This window comes from Duganella sp. (assembly GCF_039595735.1).
Taxonomy (GTDB): Bacteria; Pseudomonadota; Gammaproteobacteria; order Burkholderiales; family Burkholderiaceae_D; genus Rugamonas.
In genome coordinates this window covers 84,378-101,973 of record NZ_JBCNLB010000011.1, presented here as the reverse complement: position 1 = coordinate 101,973, position 17,596 = coordinate 84,378, and the positions used below count along the sequence as shown (strand labels likewise).

The window sequence follows — 17,596 nt, the reverse complement described above, 5'->3', positions numbered from 1 at the left end:
CAACGAGTGCCGCGCCGATCGTTCCTACTCTAGGGCTTTTGAGGAGATCGCCATGGCATTGCTGCGCCTGTTGTTGCTGCTGCTGTTGGCCGGCTGCGGCCGCCTTCACAGCGAGGCTGATTTGATGGTCGAGGCCCGCAAATACGCGGCGCGCGGCGAGTCCAAGTCGGCCATCATCCAGTTAAAAAACGTCTTGCAGCAATCGCCGTCGCATGGCCAGGCACGGCTGATGCTTGGGCAGCTCTATCTTGATACCGGCGATGTGCAATCGGCCGAAAAGGAGTTTCGCCGCGCGCTGGAGTTGAAGATCAATCCCGGCGATGTGCTGCCGCTGCTGGGCAAGGCGCTGTTGTTGCAAGGTCAGTATCAGCGCTTGCTGGACGAGGTGCCGGCGGACCAGCAGCAACCGGCGCTGCTGGCCTTGCGCGGCCACGCCCTGCTGGGGCTGAATCGACTGGCCGAGGGCCGCGCGACATTCGCCGCGATCACGCTGCGCCATCCAGGCAATCCGCCGGCGCTGCTCGGGCAGGCCCGGCTGGCCCTGCTGGAACAGCGGCAGGACGAAGCGCTGGCACTGGTGCGACAGGCGCTGGCGCAGCAGGCAGACGACGTCGATGCTCTGCGCTCACTGGGGGACGTGCTGCGACTGCTGGGTCAGAATGCCGAGGCGCAGGCCGCATACGAGAAAATCCTGCAGTTGCGGCCGGCGCAAGTCCAGGCCCATGTCGATCTGGCCAATCTGCATATCCAGTCCGGCAAGCTGGCGGAAGCGCGCAAGGAACTCAGCCTCGCGCGCCAGGCCGCGCCCAACAGCCTGCTGCTGATTTACACGCAAGCGCTGCTGGAATTCAAGGAAAACAAGATGACTGCGGCGCAAGACCATCTGGCCATGGTGTTGCGCGTGGCGCCGGAGCATCTACCCAGCAATCTGCTGATGGGCGCGGTACTGCGCAGCAAGGGCACTTATACGCAGGCTGAGCAGCACCTGCGCAAGTTTCTGGAAGCGAATCCCGGTCATCCGTATGCCAGCAAACTGCTGGCGTCCACCTTGCTGAACACGGGAGCGCCGGAACAGGCGCTGGACATCATCGAACCACTGCTGGCCAGCCAGCAGCAGGACGTGGAAATGATGTCGCTGGCGGGCGAGCTTTACCTGCGGCTGCGCCAGTATGCCAAGTCCAGCGACTATTTCGAGCGTGCCAGCAAGCTTTCGCCGCAGGCGCCGATGCTGCGCGCCGCACTGGCCATGAGCCATCTCGGCATGGGCGACAACGACCGTGCGGTATCTGAACTTGAACAGGCGGCCAGTCTGGATGCCAAGTCGTCACGCGTCGCTACCTTGCTGGTGTTGAGCCATCTGCGCAACAGGCAATACGACAAGGCACTGGCAGCCGCACAACGCATGGAAGCGCAGTATCCGGACAACCCCATGGTGCACAACCTCAAGGGCGGCGTGCAGATGGTGCAACACAACCTGGCGGGCGCGCGCGCGAGTTTTGAACGCGCACTCCAGCTCGATCCCCTTTTCCTTCCCGCACTCGACAACCTGACCATCATGGATACCAAAGACAAGAAACCCGAGCAGGCGCGCAAACGTCTCGAAGCCGCCCTCGCCAAGGATAAAAACAATATCGATATCATGACCGCACTTGCCAACCTGACGCTGGCGCAGGGGCAGCTTGCGGTCGCGCGCGGCTGGTTCGAACGGGCTGCGCTGGCCAAACCGGACCTGCTGGAGCCGTCGTTGCGGCTGGCTCATTTCTACGCCCGCTACAACGAAACCCAGAAAGCCCTGACCCTGGGCCAGAAACTGCTGGCGTCCAATTCATCCAACAGCCAGCTGGTGGCGCTGGTGGCGTCGCTGCAGGCCCGCAGCGGGCAGACCGACACCGCGCTGGACAGCTGGAACAAGCTGGCGACCTTGCAGCCAGAGTCGCCAGACGTGCAGTTGCGCCTGGCCGCAGCGCGGGCCGCCGTCAACGACAGTGATGGCGCCGCGCAAGCACTCAACAAAGCCGTTGGCCTGTATCAGAAGGCATTCGAAGCGCGGCCGGCACCGCAAACCGTGCAAGCGCTGTACAGCGCGCTGATTCAGGCCGGCAAGACCGCTGACGCCCGATCGCGCATGCAGAAATGGTTGGGTGAACATATCAACGACCATGCCTCGCGCCTGTTTTACGCCAGCAGCCTGCTGACCTTGAAGGAGTACGCGGCCAGCATCGCCCAGTTTGAGGAGGTGCTGCGGCAGGTACCGGGCCAGTTTATCGCCCTCAACAATCTGGCCTGGCTGTATCAGCAACAGCACGATCCGCGCGCCTTGTCCTACGCCGAACAGGCTTACAAGCAGGCGCCGGATAATGCGGCCGTGGGTGATACGCTGGGTTGGCTGCTGCTGGAACAAGGCAAGCTCGACCGTGCCCTGCCGCTACTGAAGCAGGCGCTGACGCTGGCGCCGGCCAGCACGGAAATCCGCTATCACTATGGCGTCGCCCTGGTCCGGTCCGGTGACCAGCGCGCCGCCCGCGAGCAGCTCGAACCGTTGCTGGCCTTGAAGCACTTCGAGCGCCACGATGCGGTCAAGCGTCTGCTGGGCCTGTAGCGATGCGGCGTACCGGCACACGCCTTCTCGCGCTGGGTTTCTGGGGCTTGTTCGGTCTGGCCGCGGGGGCGTATCCGATGGCCGGCACCTGCCTGCCGCTGATCCTGATGGCGTGCGCCGGATTGCTGTGGTGGCGACCAAGGTTGTGGCTGCCGCTGCTGTTGGCACTGCTGCCGGTGCTGGATTTGGCGCCGCACACCGGCTGGTTCTTCCTGGAAGAGATCGATGTGCTGCTACTGTTGGCCGCCGGCTTTGCTTACTGGCATATGTCGGCTGCGTCCGAGGCCTTGCCGCGCTGGCCCTGGCTGTTCCAACTCGGCCTGCTGCTGCTCGGCGCTGCGTTGGTTGTCGGCTTGTGGCGTGGTTTGCAACCGTTTCCCGCTATTGATGCCAACACCTTTAACAACTATCTGAGTCCGGCTAACGCACTCCGTGTTGGCAAGGGCTGGATCTGGGGCTTGTTGCTGCTGCCGCCATTGCGTCACGCTGTCGGCGGTGTCCGCGCTGCCCTTCTGCCCGGCATGATGACGGGATTGCTGCTGGTGAGCATTGCGGCGATCGGGGAGCGCTGGCAATTCACCGGGCTGGCGAATTTCTCCAGTGATTACCGCATCAGCGCGCCCTTCTCCGGCATGCATACCGGCGGTGCCGCACTCGATGGTTATCTCGCCCTCAGTCTGCCCCTGCTGGCGGCGTGGCTGCTGGCGCGCCACGCGCCGCTGCGCCAGGCTGCGGCGGTGACCTTGTTGCCGTTGGCGTGGTACACCGCCCTGGCCACCTTCTCACGCGGCCTTTACCTTGCCTTGGCGGCCGCCCTGGCAATCATGATCGCGTTCGCTGTGCAACGACATGCCGCCACGGGGAGACTACGGCGCGCCGTGGTCTCCGCGCTGACGGGCGTTGTCCCGCTGGCGTTGCTGATCTGGCTGCTGGACTCCGCTTTTCGCGCTGGCGGCTATCGGGTCTACATCCTTTTGCTGTGCCTGCTCATGGCGGCAGCGTTGGTGATCCGGCGCAAGCTCGCGCTGATACTGGCGGGACTGGTCCTGCTCGGCGCAACCGTGCCGATTTACCACGGTTACTACCTGAACGTACGCTTTTCCAGCGTCCAGAACGACTGGGTAACGCGCATGCGGCATTGGCAAAACACGATGAGCATGATGCCGCCTGGAGCCGGACTATTCGGCATGGGGCTGGGCAGCTTCCCTGCAGTGTATTACTGGCACAATCCGCAACGCGACCAGCCGCCACGCTATCAGTTCATCGACCAGGATGGCAACCGGCATCTGCGACTGGTGGCAGGCCACTATGGCGCTGGCTACGGCGAACTGCTGCGCATACTGCAAAGCGTTTCTCTGCAGCCGCGACAACAATACTTGCTGGCGCTGGACGTCTGGAACAACGGTCCGCCAGCCTTCCTGCATCTCAACCTGTGCCAGCGGCAATTGCTTTACCCGCAAAACTGCGTCGTCACGCCACTCAGGCAGATACCCACCTATACCACGTGGCAACGCTATTTTTACCCTATCAGCTCCGGACCGCTGGGCAGCGACGGCCTGCCGCTCAAGCTGGAAATGGCGGTCGAGGGCAAGCAGGCCGTGCTGGACATCGACAACATCAGCTTGCGTACCGTACCCGGCGATCATGAATTGCTGCGCAACGGCAGCTTTTCCGCCGCCAATGATTACTGGTTTTTCAGCAGCGACCGCAATCACCTGCCGTGGCATATCAAAAATCTGCTCCTGAACGTTTACTTTGAGATGGGCTGGCTGGGGTTGAGCGCGTATGGATTGCTGCTGTTCAGCACTACCGGTGTACTACTGCGTCGCCGCGACGCCACTAGCCTGGCGGCGCTGGCAGCCTTCCAGATGGTTGGTTTGTTCGACAGCCTGCTCGATGTGCCGCGCATTACCCTGTTATCCATGCTGTTGCTGTGCGCAGCGGCATTGCCAGTGAAGGAAAACCCTCCATGAAACTCCTGTTCAGCCTGTTTATCCTGTTGGGCGGCGCTCACGCCGGGGAGCTGTCGCAAGTGATAGACGATATCAAACCGTCTGTGGTCGGCATCGGCAGCCTCCAGCAGACGCGCGGACCGGCGGTCAGCTTTATCGGCACGGGTTTTGTCATCGATGACGGCCTGACCGTGGTGACGGCCGCCCACGTGGTGAACGACCTCGTCAATAACGGCCAAGGCGCGACGCTGGGCATCCTGGTGCGCGGCGCTGACAATGCACAATTTCGTCCTGCCACCCTGACCTTGCTCGACAAGACGCATGACCTGGCGCGCTTGCGCATCAAGGGAACCGCCCTGCCCGCCTTGAAACTGGGCGACTCCAGCAAAGTGCGCGAAGGCAAGGCGCTGGCATTCACCGGCTTCCCGTTGGGCATGGTGCTGGGATTGCAGCATGTCACACATCGCTGCATCGTATCCGCCATCACGCCGCTGGCAACGCCGGCCATCACCGCACGCCAGCTGGACGCCAAAACCGCACGCCAGCTGCAAAAGCCAGGCTACGCCGTGTTCCAGCTGGATGGCACAGCCTATCCGGGCAGCAGCGGCAGTCCACTTTTTGATCCGGACAACGGCGAAGTGGTCGGCGTGGTCAACATGGTGTTCGTCAAGGGCGTGAAAGAATCCGCCATCAGCGCGCCCAGCGGCATCACCTACGCCATCCCGGCCAATTATCTCAAGTCTTCCCCGTGACCAGGCGGCCGGTGATACCCGGCTCATCCCAGGTGGGGAAAAAATAGGGATAAAACGATCGTTCGCTGCCATGCTGTTCCATCAGGCCGCCAAACTTGCGTATCTGTTCGCCCATGTAATCCAGTTCCAGCCGCAGCAGCACCGCCGGCGCGCCCACGCGCGAACATTCGCGTTCGCCGCCAAAGTCGCGAAAGCCCAGCATGCGCTTGTAAAACATGACATGGCGCGGATTAACCTCGATCACGTAATCGGTGTAGCCGTGGATATTCCGCGCGTAGATGTAGGAAATGTGGATCAGCGCTGCAAACACGCGCTTGGAAACGCCCTTGTCGATGGCCAGCCGCGAAGGTTCGCACAGCCGGCGCTGCTGGGCGCGTAGTTCATCGAGCTTGTCGCGGAAATTTTCATCGGCCGGCAGGCCTATTTCATCGTTATCCAGGCACAGCGACATGGTGCCGACGGTTTCCCCGCCGGTTTCAGCGAACAGCGTGATTTTATTGGGCGAGTGAACCACGCTGGGCTCCACCGCATAGCCCCGCCAGCCATACATTTTTTTCAGCAGCAGGCTGGCTGCTTCGCGGCGGCCTTGCGAATTGGCCATGCGTATGTGGAAGATTTGCTGATCCAAGGGATGATCCAATGCGGCTTCGGCTTTGCCCTCGCCGACCACGAGGTCGCGGAAATCGTTGCTGACCTCAAAAGAAACAATAGCGTCGTCATGGTGCACGGTAGGCTTCCTGTGTCGTGGTTCATAGCCTTCAGACCTGCCGCTCAGATAGAAAGTTCCCGCGAAATTGAAAAATTTTCGTTGCGGCTAGAACCAGCCTTCCGGTATCACCAGGATATCGCCCGGAAGTATAGCAACATTGGCGGAAATATCGCCGTCGCGCAGCAAGTCCTGCAACCGCACCGGTACCTGTTGCCGCTTGCCGTCCACCATGCGGATGATGTTTGCCTTGTTGCCAGCGGCAAAATCGGTAATGCCGCCCACCGCGATCAGGACATCCATTAGCGACATGCCTTGCCGGTATGGCAGCGCCTGCGGCCGCGCGGCCTGGCCGATCACACGGATTTGCTGGTTGTACGGGCCAACAAAGCTGGTGACGATCACGGTCACCATCGGCTGCTGGATGTATTTGCTGAGTGCCTTTTCGATATCGCGCGCCAGCTCGGTGGACGTTTTGCCGGCCGCCTGCAAATCCTCGACCAGCGGGGTGGTGATCTTGCCGTCCGGCCGCACCGGCACGCTGAGCGATACCTCGGGATTGCGCCAGACATTGATGTTGACCGTGTCGCCAGCGCCGATCTGGTAATCGCCCTGCAACGGCATGGCGTCGGGCGCTTCCAGGGAAACCTGGTGGGCGCAGCCGGCCAGCAGCGCCAGAGATAAGCAAAGCAAAGCACGCATGATGAATCCTCCTTGCTGCCATGATTCAGAAATCGCGCCAGCCTCTGCTTGATATGCCTCAACGACTGCCCAGTTGAGAAAAATATAATCGGAATTCCCTGCGGCCCGCGTCTAGGAGAACTGGAACATGGAGGAGTTAATTAGCCAGCTGATATCCAGTCTCAAGGGCATCTGGAAATACCGTTGGTACGCCATTTCCGTTGCCTGGCTGGTGGCGATTGCCGGCTGGGCCAAGGTGACCCTGCTGCCGGACGACTACCAGACCAGCGCCCGCGTGTTTGTCGACACCCAAAGCATTCTGAAGCCCCTGCTGGCCGGCATGACCAGTGTGCCAAACATCGAGCAGCAGGTGGCCATCATGAGCCGCACCTTGCTGAGCCGTCCGAATGTCGAGCGCGTGCTGCGTATGGTGGACATGGACATCAATGCCCGCACCGCACGCGAGCAACAGCAGCAGCTGGAGGAATTGATGAGCAAGATCCGCATCAACAGCGCCGGCAACGATATCTACACCATCACCTACAACAACCGCAACCCGCGCATGGTGCGCGAAGTGGTGCAATCGCTGCTGACGATCTTCGTCGAAAGCAGCTTCAAAGGCAAAAGCGGCGAGACCCGCAAGGCGGTGCAATTCATCGATGACCAGATCAAGGCTTACGAAGACAAGCTCACCGCCGCCGAAAACAGCGTCAAGGAATTCCGCCTGAAAAACAATGGCCTGCTGCCGCGCCAGGGCATCGATTACAGCAGCCAGCTGATGCAATCGTCGGATGCGCTGAATGCCGCCCGGCTGGAACTGGCCGAGGCCGAACAGGCGCGCAAGGCCATCAGCAATCAGATTACAGGAGACGAGCCCATCCTTGGCGCCGATCTGAACCCGGCCAGCATCGACAACCCCGAGCTGGATGGCCGGATTTCCGCGCTGAACAAGAGCCTGGACGCGTTGCGCATGCAATACACCGAGCTGCATCCGGACATCATTGCCGCCAAGCGTCTGGTGGGCCAGCTGGAGGCGCGCAAAATCGAGGAAAGCAAGCTCAAGCAGAGCAGCGATCCCGGCAAGAACTACAGCCCCATGCTGCAGCAGCTGAAGGTGGCGCAGACCGAGGCCGAGGCGCGCGTGGCCGCCATCCAGGCACGGGTGCAGGAATTCACCTTGCGCCATCAGCGCCTGCTGGCACAGGCCAACGCCGTGCCGGAGGTGGAAACCGAACTGGCCCAGCTCAACCGCGACTACCAGATCAACAAGGATAACTACGAAAAACTGATCGGCCGGCGCGAGGCCGCCAAGCTGTCCGGCGACCTCAGCTCCACCACCGACATGATGACCTTCAAGATTATCGATCCGCCCACCGTCCCCTACCTGCCAATCGGCCCCAACCGCGTCCTGCTGTACACCATCACACTTGGCGCGGCACTGCTGATGGGGGTGGCGGCAGCCTTGCTGATCAGCCAGGTGCGCCCGACCTTCCTCAGCCCGGCAGAGTTGCGCGACCGCACCGGCTTCAATGTATTAGGCACGGTGTCCATGAACTGGACCGGCAGCGAGCAAAGCAAGCGCCGTCGCGGCAAGTACTTGTTTGGTGCCGCCCTGTCCAGCCTGTTCCTGGCCTACGGCGCCGTGCTGGCGGCCAATTTCTTGCGTTACTAGGAGGAACGGCATGCGCCAAGTCGACATCAATCTGGCCCGTCTGCATCAACTGGGCATGGTGACGCAGGATGGCGGCCGCACTGCCGTGGCCGAGGATTTTCGCATCATCAAGCGTCCCCTGCTGCGCAATGCGCGCGGCGACCATGATGTGCAACCTGTCCGCCACGGCAACCTGATCGTGGTCACCAGCGCCATGCCGGGCGAAGGCAAGACTTACTGCGCCGTCAACCTGGCCATGAGCATTGCCATGGAGATGGACATTACCGTGCTGCTGGTCGACGCCGACGTGGCGCGCCCGTCCGTGCTCAAGGTGCTGGGCCTGCCGCCCGAGCCGGGCCTGATGGACATCCTGCTGCGCGACAAAACCAGCCTGGCCGACGTCATCCTGCGCACCAACGTGCCGACCCTGAGCATTTTGCCGGCCGGTCGCGCCAACAAGCACGCCACCGAACTGCTGGCCAGCCGCAACATGAGCCTGCTCCTGACCGAGATTGCCGAGCGCTACGCCGACCGCATCGTCATCTTTGATTCACCGCCGCTGCTGATGACCACCGAAGCCAGCGTGCTGGCGGCCCAGATGGGCCAGGTGCTGATGGTGGTGGAGTCCGAGCGCACCAGCCAGCACGCCGTCAAGGAAGCGTTGCGCCACATCGAGCGCTGCCCGCACATCAATCTGATCTACAACAAGAGCACCGCTTTTCCGGGCACCGAATACTATGGTTATTATGATTAGCCTGAGGCCGTGCGGCGCCTCCCGCCGCTTGCCCCTGCTGGTGCTGCTGACGATCCCGGCCGTTGCAGTTCCGGCCGACTGGAGCGTCACGCCCACCGTGCGCGTGCGCAGCAGCTACAGCGACAATATGAACCTGGCGCCGGCAGCGCAGGCACGCAGCCAGTTTACCAGCGAGTTGTCGCCCGGCCTCCAGGTCAGCACCGATGGGCCGCGGCTGCAACTGGCGTTGTCCTATACGCTGCAGAAAGTGGTCTATACCCGCCAGCCCGAACGCAGCGCCCAGCAGCTGGATGCCAGCGGCCATGCCGAAATCCTGCCGGACTGGCTGTTCCTCGATGCCCGCAGCAGCATCAGCCAGCACAATGTGTCCGCTTTCGGACCACAGCTGCTTGATCCGGTCCAGGTGACCGGCAACAGCAGCACCGTCCACAGCACGGCCGTCAGCCCCTACCTGCGCCACTATTTCCGCGGTCTGGCCACCGCCACCCTGCGCTACGATCATCAGCGCGTTGGCAGCGGCCGCCTGCTGGACGTGCGCACCGATGCCGCCAGTCTGCTACTGACCGGCGACAATGGCGGCAAGGGCTGGAACTGGGACTTGAGCCTGCAGCGTACCGAGATGGATGATGCCGCACTGGCACCCGTCACCATGAGCAATGCCACGCTCACCCTCGGTTATCCGTTTAACAGCAGCTTGTCGGCTTTTGTCACCGGCGGCTACGAAAAGCAGGACTACCATTCCGTCAGCGCCCAGCCGCAGGGCCAGTTCGGCACGCTGGGCGGCATCTGGACGCCTTCGCCGCGGACCCGGCTGTCGGCCAGCATCGGCCGCCGCTACTTCGGCAAGACCTACAGCCTGGACGCCAGCTATCGCCTGCGCAATATGCTGTGGACGCTGGATTACAACGAGGACATTACCACCACCCACGCCGAGTTTCTCAGCATTCCGCCCACCGGCCTGAGCGACTTTTTGTATGAACTCTGGGCCACGCGCATTCCGGACCCGCAACTGCGTCTGAAAACCATCCAGATCTTCCTGGCCATCTCGCAAATGATGGGCAAGGATGGCAACGTCAATTTCTTCAGCCACCGTTACTATCTGCAAAAGCAGGCACGGCTGTCGGGTGTGTACAGCACACCGCGCAGCGCGCTGTCCCTGCACCTGGCCAGCACCGGACGCACCGCGCAGACCAGCAACGCCATCGACAGCGTCCTGCTGGGACCGGATCAACTGACGCTGACCGACCGCACGCGCCAAACCAGCGTCCAGCTGGGCTGGAACTGGCGCCTGTCCGCACGCGGCAACCTGACTGTGGGGGGCAGCCACAGCCGTGCGAAGTCGCTGACCACGGGCCGTGAAGACCGTAACAGTGCGCTGACGCTGACCATGAGCCGGCAGCTGTCCAGCCGCATCAGTGCCAGCGCCGACCTGCGCCATGTCCGCCATCAAAGCAGCGCCGGCGGCAATTACCGCGAGAACGGCGCCGGCATTGCGCTCAACCTCAGCTTTTAACCGGAGTCCGCCATGTTACGGCCCTACCGCATTGTTTGCGTGATCGCAGCCCGTCCCAACCTGATGAAGATGGCGCCGCTGCTGCGCGCCTTTGCGCCGCCCGAAACGCAGGTGGAAACCATCCTGGTCCACACCGGTCAGCACTATGACAGCGACATGGACGCCCAGTTTTTCAGCGCGCTGGAACTGGCGCAGCCGGCTTACCGGCTGGAGGTCGGATCGGCCAGCCACGCGGTGCAGACCGCCGAGGTCATGCGCCGTTTCGAGCCGGTGCTGGAACAGACCGTGCCGAGCGCGGTGCTGGTGGTGGGCGATGTCAATTCCACCCTCGCCTGCGCCCTGACCGCCGCCAAGCGCGAGATCCCGGTGCTGCACGTGGAAGCCGGCCTGCGCAGCTTTGACCGCAGCATGCCGGAAGAAATCAACCGCGTGCTGACCGACCAGCTGTCCGAGTTGCTGTTCACCAGCGAGGCCAGCGGCACCAGCAATCTCCTGCGCGAGGGCGTGGCCGCACATCGCGTGCATTTTGTCGGCAACGTGATGATTGACACCCTGCTGCGCCAGCTGCCCGGCGCGCCGTCGGCGGAACAAGTGCTGCTGCAGGCCCATCTTGCCGGCTTCGTGGCCGACGGCGCCCCCTACGCCCTGCTCACGCTGCATCGTCCGGCCAACGTCGATGATCCGCAACGCCTGCGCGCGCTGATGACCGCCATGGTCAAGCTCAGCGAGGAGATGCCGGTACTGTTCCCACTGCATCCGCGCACCCGCAACATGCTCAAGCATTACGGCCTGGCCGAACTGATGGATGCGCCACGGCTGGCCTGTCTGCCGCCGCAGTCCTACCAGAACATGCTGGGCCTGATGAAAAGCGCCTGCGTGGTGCTGACCGACTCCGGCGGCGTGCAAGAGGAGACAACTGCCCTGCGCGTCCCCTGCCTCACGCTGCGCGACAACACCGAGCGTCCGGTGACCGTCAGCGAAGGCAGCAACGCCATTGCCGGCCGCGATCCCGCCGTGATCCTGGCCTTGTGCCGCGACATCCTGCGTTATGGCGGCAAGGTCGGCCGGATTCCGCAATACTGGGACGGCCACGCCGCCGGGCGGGTAGCGTCGATTACCACCCACTGGCTGCAAAACCGCCGGGAGCGCCGCTCATGAACGCGCTCAGCATCGACGTCGAGGACTACTTTCAGGTCTCCGCATTTGCCTCATACATCCATCGCGACGACTGGCCGCGCCTGCCTTGCCGGGTGGAGCGCAATGTCGATCTGATATTGCAGATGCTGGCCGAGCATCACGCCCACGCCACCTTCTTCACGCTGGGCTGGATCGCCGAACGTTATCCGGCACTGGTGCGTCATATTGTCGCCGCAGGCCATGAGCTGGCCAGCCACGGCTACCTGCACCAGCGCGCCAGCGAGCAGACACAGGCCGAGTTTGAGCGGGACATCACCCTCAGCAAGAACCTGCTGGAACACCTGGGGGGCCAGGCCGTGCTCGGCTACCGGGCGCCCAGCTTCTCGATCGGCCCGGCCAACCTGTGGGCGCTGGACAGCCTGCAGCAAGCCGGCTATCGCTACAGTTCCAGTATCTACCCGATCCGCCATGACCATTACGGCATGCCGCAGGCGCCGCGCTTTGCCTGGCGGCCGACCGGTCAGAACGGATTGCTGGAACTGCCAGTCAGCACCGTCAGGCTGCTGGGGCACAACCTGCCTGCTGGCGGCGGCGGCTACTTCCGCCTGCTGCCGTATGCGGTCTCACGCTGGGCTTTGCGGCGCATCAATTCGCGCGACGGCCAAGCTGGCATATTTTACTTTCACCCTTGGGAACTCGATCCGGATCAACCCGTGCCGCCAGGCATCGGCCTGAAAACCCGCTTGCGCCATTACCTCAACCTGCACCGCACCGAGGCGCGCATCCACCGGCTGCTGGGCGATTTCCGTTGGGGGCGCATCGACCACATCTTTTTGGGACGCGCATGATGCCGCACTACACCGTCGGGCTGATGGACACACAAGATCGCGCGCGCTGGGATGATTTCGTCCAGCGCTGCCCGAGCGCAACCTTTTTCCACCGGGCCGGCTGGCAGCAGGTCATCGAAGAAGGCTTCCATCATCCGACCTGGTTCATGTACGCCGCCGACGGTGAGCAGATTCAGGCAGTGCTGCCGCTGGCGCAAATCAAGAGCCGCTGGTTTGGCAATACCCTGATTTCCCTGCCGTTCTGCGTGTACGGCGGCATTGCCGCCAACGACGAGCAAGCGGCGCAAGCTGTCGACCAGGCGGCGCAGCAACTGGCCGCCCGCCTGCAGGTCGACCATCTGGAATACCGCCACATCCGCAGCCGCCACGCCGACTGGCAGCACCGCGCCACCTACGCCACGTTCCGCAAATCCCTGCTCACCGATCCGGACGCCAATATGCTGACCATCCCACGCAAGCAGCGCGCCATGGTGCGTAAAGGCATTGCGGCCAACCTGTCCAGCACAGTGGAGACCGACACCCGCCGCTTCTTCGACTGCTACGCGCGCAGCGTGCATCGTCTGGGCACGCCTGTGTTCAGCCGCCGTTACTTCAGCTTGCTTCAGCAGGTCTTTGCGGAAGATTGCGAAGTCTTGTGCATCCAGCAGGCGAGACAGGCGGTATGCGCGGTGCTGAGCTTCCGCTTCCGTGATGAAATCCTGCCCTACTACGGCGGAGGCGGCGAGCTCGCACGCACGCTGGCCGGCAACGACTTCATGTACTGGGAAGTGATGCGTCGCGCGTGCGTCAGCGGCTGCAGCTTGTTCGATTTCGGCCGCAGTAAATACGGCAGCGGCGCGTTCGCGTTCAAAAAAAACTGGGGGTTCGAGCCGCAACCGCTGAATTACGACTATCAACTGTATAAAAGTTCGATCCTGCGCGACGTGCAGCCGCTCAATCCGAAATTTCAGCCCTTCATCAAGGCCTGGCGCCGGCTGCCGCTGCCGCTGGCCAATCTGATCGGCCCGCATATCGTGCGCCAGCTGGGGTAGCCATCATGCGCGACCTGCTTTTCCTCTGCCATCGCCTGCCATTTCCGCCCAACAAAGGCGAAAAAATCCGCGCTTACCATGCCTTGCAGTATCTGCGGCGGCACTTTCGCGTGCACCTTGGCACGTTTATCGATCACGAGGATGACGCCGCCCATGCGGCCAAGCTGGCGGCCGATTGCGCCAGCACCTGCTTCGTGCGCATGCCGCCGCACTGGGCGCGGCTGTCCGCGTTATCGGCACTGTTGCGCGACGAAGCGCTCAGCCTGCCCTACTTCCGCCACGCCAGCCTGCAGCGCTGGGTCGGCAGGACGCTGGAGCAGCATGACATCAACGTCTGTCTCGCGTATTCCGGACCGATGGCGCAGTACGTTCCGTTCAGTACACAGCGCGGCCCCCTGTGGCGGGTGCTGGACCTGGTCGATGTGGACTCGGAAAAATGGCACAGCTATGCGGATAGCAAGGCCTGGCCGCTGTCCGGCCTGTACCGGCGCGAAGGCCGCTTGCTGCTGGACTATGAGCGCAAGGCGGCGGCGGAATTCGATCGGGTGCTGCTGGTGTCGCCGGCCGAGGCCGATTTGTTCCGGCAGCGGGCACCGGAATCGGCCGGCAAGGTCGACTATTACAGCAACGGCGTCGACAGCGACTACTTCGCGCAGCAGCCCGCGTTTCCGTCGCCGTACGGCGACGCACGCGCACTGGTGTTCACCGGCGCCATGGATTACGAGCCGAACATTGACGCTGTCAGCTGGTTTGCCGAGCGCGTGATGCCTGCGTTGCACACCCAGCATCCGACGCTGGAATTTCACATCGTCGGCTCCCGGCCCGTATCGCAAGTGCGCGAATTGCAGCGCTTTCCAGGCGTGCGCGTCAGCGGTACTGTGCCGGACGTGCGGCCCTATCTGCAACATGCCGCGCTGGTGGTGGCGCCGTTGCGCATTGCACGCGGCATCCAGAACAAAGTACTGGAGGCGATGGCAATGCAAAAGATCGTGATCGCCTCGCCGCAGGCGCTGGAAGGAATCCAGGCTGTGCATGGCACTGAAATCATACGCGCCAACGGCGGCGCCGAATTTATCAGTGCGATTTGCCGCCAGTTGCATGCGCCCGAAAGCGGCCTCGGTATGGCTGCGCGCCAGCGCATTCTTCGCGACTATCGCTGGAGCGAAAATCTGCAACGCCTGGGGCGGGTGCTGGGCGTGGAAACGCACCTGCCAGACAGCCTGCCAACTGCGGAGGCGACGCGATGAACGCCGCGCGCGCCGCCCTGCTGTCGCCGCGCCGTTTGCCTGGGGCCGGGCCGGCGGCACCGTGGCCGTACTGGCCGCAGACCTGCCTCGGGGGCGCGCTGGCGGCGCTGCTGCTGATCTATCTGCCGACCGCCAGCAGCATTGTCAGCATCTGGCTGCGTTCGCCGACTTTCAATCACGGTCTCCTGATCCTGCCCGTGTCAGCCTGGCTGATCTGGCAGCGGCGCGGCGCACTGGCCGCCACTGCGCGTCAGCCTTGGTGGCCCGGATTGCTGATGCTGGCCGGCTTGGGCCTGATCTGGATGTTGTCCGCCGTCGCCCACGTGCAAGTTTTGCAGCAATATTGCCTGGTGCTGATGGGAATAGCCTCCCTCACTGCCATTCTCGGACCATACCTGGCCCGAGCCATTGCCTTCCCCTTGGCCTACCTCCTGCTCGCCGTGCCATTCGGCGAAATCTTCATCCCGCCACTGGTGGATTTCACCGCCCGCTTTACCGTGGCCCTGCTGCAAATCGGCGGCATACCGGTCTTCCACGAAAACAACTTTATTGCTCTGCCCAGCGGCAACTGGTCGGTGGCGGATGCCTGCAGTGGCCTGCGCTACCTGATTGCGTCACTGGCACTGGGCATGTTGTATGCCGGCGTCAACTATCAGCGCCCGGCCAAGCGCCTGGTGTTCATGGCCGTCGCCCTGCTGCTGCCCATACTGGCCAATGGCTTGCGTGCCTGCATGGTGGTGTTGATCGGCCACTGGAGCGACATGCAGCTGGCCGCCGGCGTCGATCACCTGATCTATGGCTGGCTGTTTTTTGGCGTGGTGATGGCGCTGCTGTTCTGGTGCGGCGCCCGCTGGCGTGACGCGGCGCCACCGCGACACCCAGAGCAACGCCAACTGATGCCATCCGCCAGCACGTCCAGCCCAGCGCAATACGTGCGCGCAACAATCCTGGCCATCGCCATCTGCGTGACATGGCCTTTGCTGGCAGCCTGGCTATTGCGCACTGCGCCACCGGACTTGACGCCAGAGCCGGTTCTGGCGCTGGCCGCGCCGCCCGAGCCATGGCAAGCCAGCCCCATGCGCCCAACTGACTGGCGCGTGCTGCACCATGGCCAGCCGCAACGCATTGCCAACAATTACCGCGACGGCCGCCGTACCGTGTCGCTGCAAATGACCTGGTATCGCCACCAGACCGATGGTGCGGAGTTGCTGGCGCCGGTGCGCCGTACCGTGGTATCCGGCACGCCGCAGTGGGAAGAAGTGCGCAGCGAGCGACGTACGCTGACGATCGCCGGCCGCCGCCTGACCGTGCGCCAGTCGGTGCAGCAGGCGGCCAGTTACAAGCTGCTGGTGTGGCGCTGGTATCGGCAGGATGGCGTCGACACCAGCAGCCCGCAATACGTCAAGCTGCTGCTGGCCAAGGCACGCCTGTTCGGCGGCGCTGACGCCGGCGCGGAAGTCGTGCTTGCCGCCGGCTACGACGAGCAAGCTGATCATGCCGAGGCCGCCATGCAGGATCTGCTGACCGCGATGCTGCCCGCCATCGACCGGAGCCTGCGCCATGTCGAACGCTGACACCGTGCCGCTGATCGTCCACCTGATCCACCGTCTCGATGTGGGCGGGCTGGAAAATGGCCTGGTCAACCTGATCAACCATCTGCCGCCGGAACGCTACCGCCATGCCATCGTCTGCCTGGAAGACGCCAGCGACTTCCGTTTGCGCATCCAGCGTCCGGACGTGGAGATCGTCAACCTCAACAAGCGTCAGGGCAAGGACTGGTCCCACTACCTGCGCCTGTTTCACACCCTCAAGCGGCTGCAGCCGCAACTGATCCACACCCGCAACCTGGCTGGCATCGAGGCGCAACTGTTGGCCGCGGCGGCTGGCGTGCGGGTGCGCATCCACGGCGAGCATGGCCGCGACATCCACGACCTGGACGGCAGCAAGCGCCGCTACCGGCTGTTGCGCAAACTGCTGCGGCCGCTGATCGGGCACTTCATCGCCGTCAGCAAGGAGCTGGAACACTGGCTGGTCAGCAGCATCGGTGCGCGGCCGCAGCGCGTGACCCATATCTGCAACGGGGTCGACAGCCTGCAATTCCATCCCCGGCTGGGCCCGCCTGCGGCCATCGGCCCGCAAGGCTTCATGCCAGAGCACGCCTTCGTCATCGGCAGCGTCGGGCGCATGGCCGAAGTGAAAGATCACATCACCCTGGTGCACGCCTTCATCAGCCTGCTGGCGCAAGGCGACATCGCGGCGGAACGCCTGCGCCTGGTCGTCATCGGCGATGGCCCCTGCCGCCAGCCCTGTCTGGACGTGTTGCGCGCTTCCGGCACGGCCGGCCTGGCCTGGCTGCCCGGTACGCGCCAGGACATCCCCCAACTGATGCGCGCCATGAGTGTGTTTGTGCAACCTTCGCTGGCGGAAGGCGCCTCCAACACCGTGCTGGAAGCCATGGCCAGCGGCCTGCCGGTGGTGGCCACCTCGGTCGGCGGCAATCCCGAGCTGGTGCAAAGCGGCTGGACCGGCACGCTGGTGCCGCCCCGCGACCCGGCCGAACTGGCCGCCGCCATCGGCGATTACTACCGCTTTACCGGCATGGCTGGTCAGCATGGCATCCGCGCCCGTCGCCGCGTGCTCAACGAATTCAGCATGAGCGCCATGGCCGACGCCTACCTGGCCGTGTATGACCGTCTGACCCAGCAGCCATCGACGAAAGGATAGC

The 17,596-nt window shown here is 63.3% G+C and carries 14 protein-coding genes; 12 read left to right on the top strand and 2 right to left on the bottom strand.

The window, feature by feature from the left end:
* The first annotated feature begins 52 nt into the window (after window positions 1–52).
* From prsT to ABDW57_RS18545, 3 genes are read left to right on the top strand one after another with little or no spacing between them, the layout of a single operon-like run.
* Complete coding sequence (gene prsT, locus ABDW57_RS18555) at window positions 53–2,599, top strand: XrtA/PEP-CTERM system TPR-repeat protein PrsT (protein WP_343731654.1); 2,547 nt, start codon at window positions 53–55, stop codon at window positions 2,597–2,599.
* A gap of 2 nt (window positions 2,600–2,601) precedes the next feature.
* A complete protein-coding gene (locus ABDW57_RS18550; protein ID WP_343731653.1) occupies window positions 2,602–4,572 on the top strand; it encodes a hypothetical protein in 1,971 nt (656 codons plus the stop codon).
* The gene (locus tag ABDW57_RS18545) at window positions 4,569–5,303 is read left to right on the top strand and encodes a serine protease (RefSeq protein WP_343731652.1); all 735 of its coding nucleotides are present in this window, start codon (window positions 4,569–4,571) and stop codon (window positions 5,301–5,303) included. Before ABDW57_RS18550 ends, ABDW57_RS18545 begins: the two co-directional genes overlap by 4 nt.
* Here the strand turns inward: ABDW57_RS18545 and ABDW57_RS18540 are convergent.
* Both ABDW57_RS18540 and ABDW57_RS18535 read right to left on the bottom strand, forming a co-directional pair.
* Window positions 5,287–6,030, bottom strand: coding sequence for a long-chain N-acyl amino acid synthase (locus ABDW57_RS18540; RefSeq protein WP_343731651.1), 744 nt, complete (start codon window positions 6,028–6,030; stop codon window positions 5,287–5,289). The two genes, ABDW57_RS18545 and ABDW57_RS18540, sit on opposite strands and share 17 nt — an antisense overlap.
* 87 nt (window positions 6,031–6,117) lie before the next feature.
* Window positions 6,118–6,711, bottom strand: coding sequence for an XrtA/PEP-CTERM system exopolysaccharide export protein (locus ABDW57_RS18535; protein ID WP_343731650.1), 594 nt, complete (start codon window positions 6,709–6,711; stop codon window positions 6,118–6,120).
* A gap of 127 nt (window positions 6,712–6,838) precedes the next feature.
* On the opposite strand from ABDW57_RS18535, the gene ABDW57_RS18530 reads away from it, so the two are divergent.
* From ABDW57_RS18530 to ABDW57_RS18490, 9 genes are read left to right on the top strand one after another with little or no spacing between them, the layout of a single operon-like run.
* Complete coding sequence (locus tag ABDW57_RS18530) at window positions 6,839–8,362, top strand: XrtA system polysaccharide chain length determinant (protein WP_343731649.1); 1,524 nt, start codon at window positions 6,839–6,841, stop codon at window positions 8,360–8,362.
* A gap of 10 nt (window positions 8,363–8,372) precedes the next feature.
* Window positions 8,373–9,095, top strand: coding sequence for an XrtA-associated tyrosine autokinase (locus tag ABDW57_RS18525; RefSeq protein WP_343731648.1), 723 nt, complete (start codon window positions 8,373–8,375; stop codon window positions 9,093–9,095).
* Window positions 9,088–10,608 carry a TIGR03016 family PEP-CTERM system-associated outer membrane protein gene (locus tag ABDW57_RS18520; protein WP_343731647.1) on the top strand — a complete coding sequence of 507 codons (1,521 nt, stop codon included), beginning with the start codon at window positions 9,088–9,090 and terminating at the stop codon, window positions 10,606–10,608. Before ABDW57_RS18525 ends, ABDW57_RS18520 begins: the two co-directional genes overlap by 8 nt.
* Window positions 10,609–10,620: 12 nt before the next feature.
* Window positions 10,621–11,766, top strand: a complete 1,146-nt coding sequence (gene wecB / locus ABDW57_RS18515; protein WP_343731646.1) for a UDP-N-acetylglucosamine 2-epimerase (non-hydrolyzing) — start codon at window positions 10,621–10,623, stop codon at window positions 11,764–11,766.
* Window positions 11,763–12,593, top strand: a complete 831-nt coding sequence (locus ABDW57_RS18510; RefSeq protein ID WP_343731645.1) for an XrtA system polysaccharide deacetylase — start codon at window positions 11,763–11,765, stop codon at window positions 12,591–12,593. Before wecB ends, ABDW57_RS18510 begins: the two co-directional genes overlap by 4 nt.
* Window positions 12,590–13,624: a FemAB family XrtA/PEP-CTERM system-associated protein gene (locus ABDW57_RS18505; RefSeq protein WP_343731644.1), complete on the top strand. Its 1,035-nt coding sequence runs from the start codon at window positions 12,590–12,592 to the stop codon at window positions 13,622–13,624. The genes ABDW57_RS18510 and ABDW57_RS18505 overlap by 4 nt, the downstream gene beginning before the upstream one ends.
* Window positions 13,625–13,629: 5 nt before the next feature.
* On the top strand, window positions 13,630–14,871 hold the full coding sequence (locus ABDW57_RS18500; protein WP_343731643.1) for a TIGR03087 family PEP-CTERM/XrtA system glycosyltransferase: 1,242 nt from the start codon (window positions 13,630–13,632) through the stop codon (window positions 14,869–14,871).
* Complete coding sequence (xrtA, locus tag ABDW57_RS18495) at window positions 14,868–16,445, top strand: exosortase A (protein ID WP_343731642.1); 1,578 nt, start codon at window positions 14,868–14,870, stop codon at window positions 16,443–16,445. The genes ABDW57_RS18500 and xrtA overlap by 4 nt, the downstream gene beginning before the upstream one ends.
* On the top strand, window positions 16,432–17,595 hold the full coding sequence (locus tag ABDW57_RS18490; protein ID WP_343731641.1) for a TIGR03088 family PEP-CTERM/XrtA system glycosyltransferase: 1,164 nt from the start codon (window positions 16,432–16,434) through the stop codon (window positions 17,593–17,595). Before xrtA ends, ABDW57_RS18490 begins: the two co-directional genes overlap by 14 nt.
* Window position 17,596 lies beyond the last annotated feature (1 nt).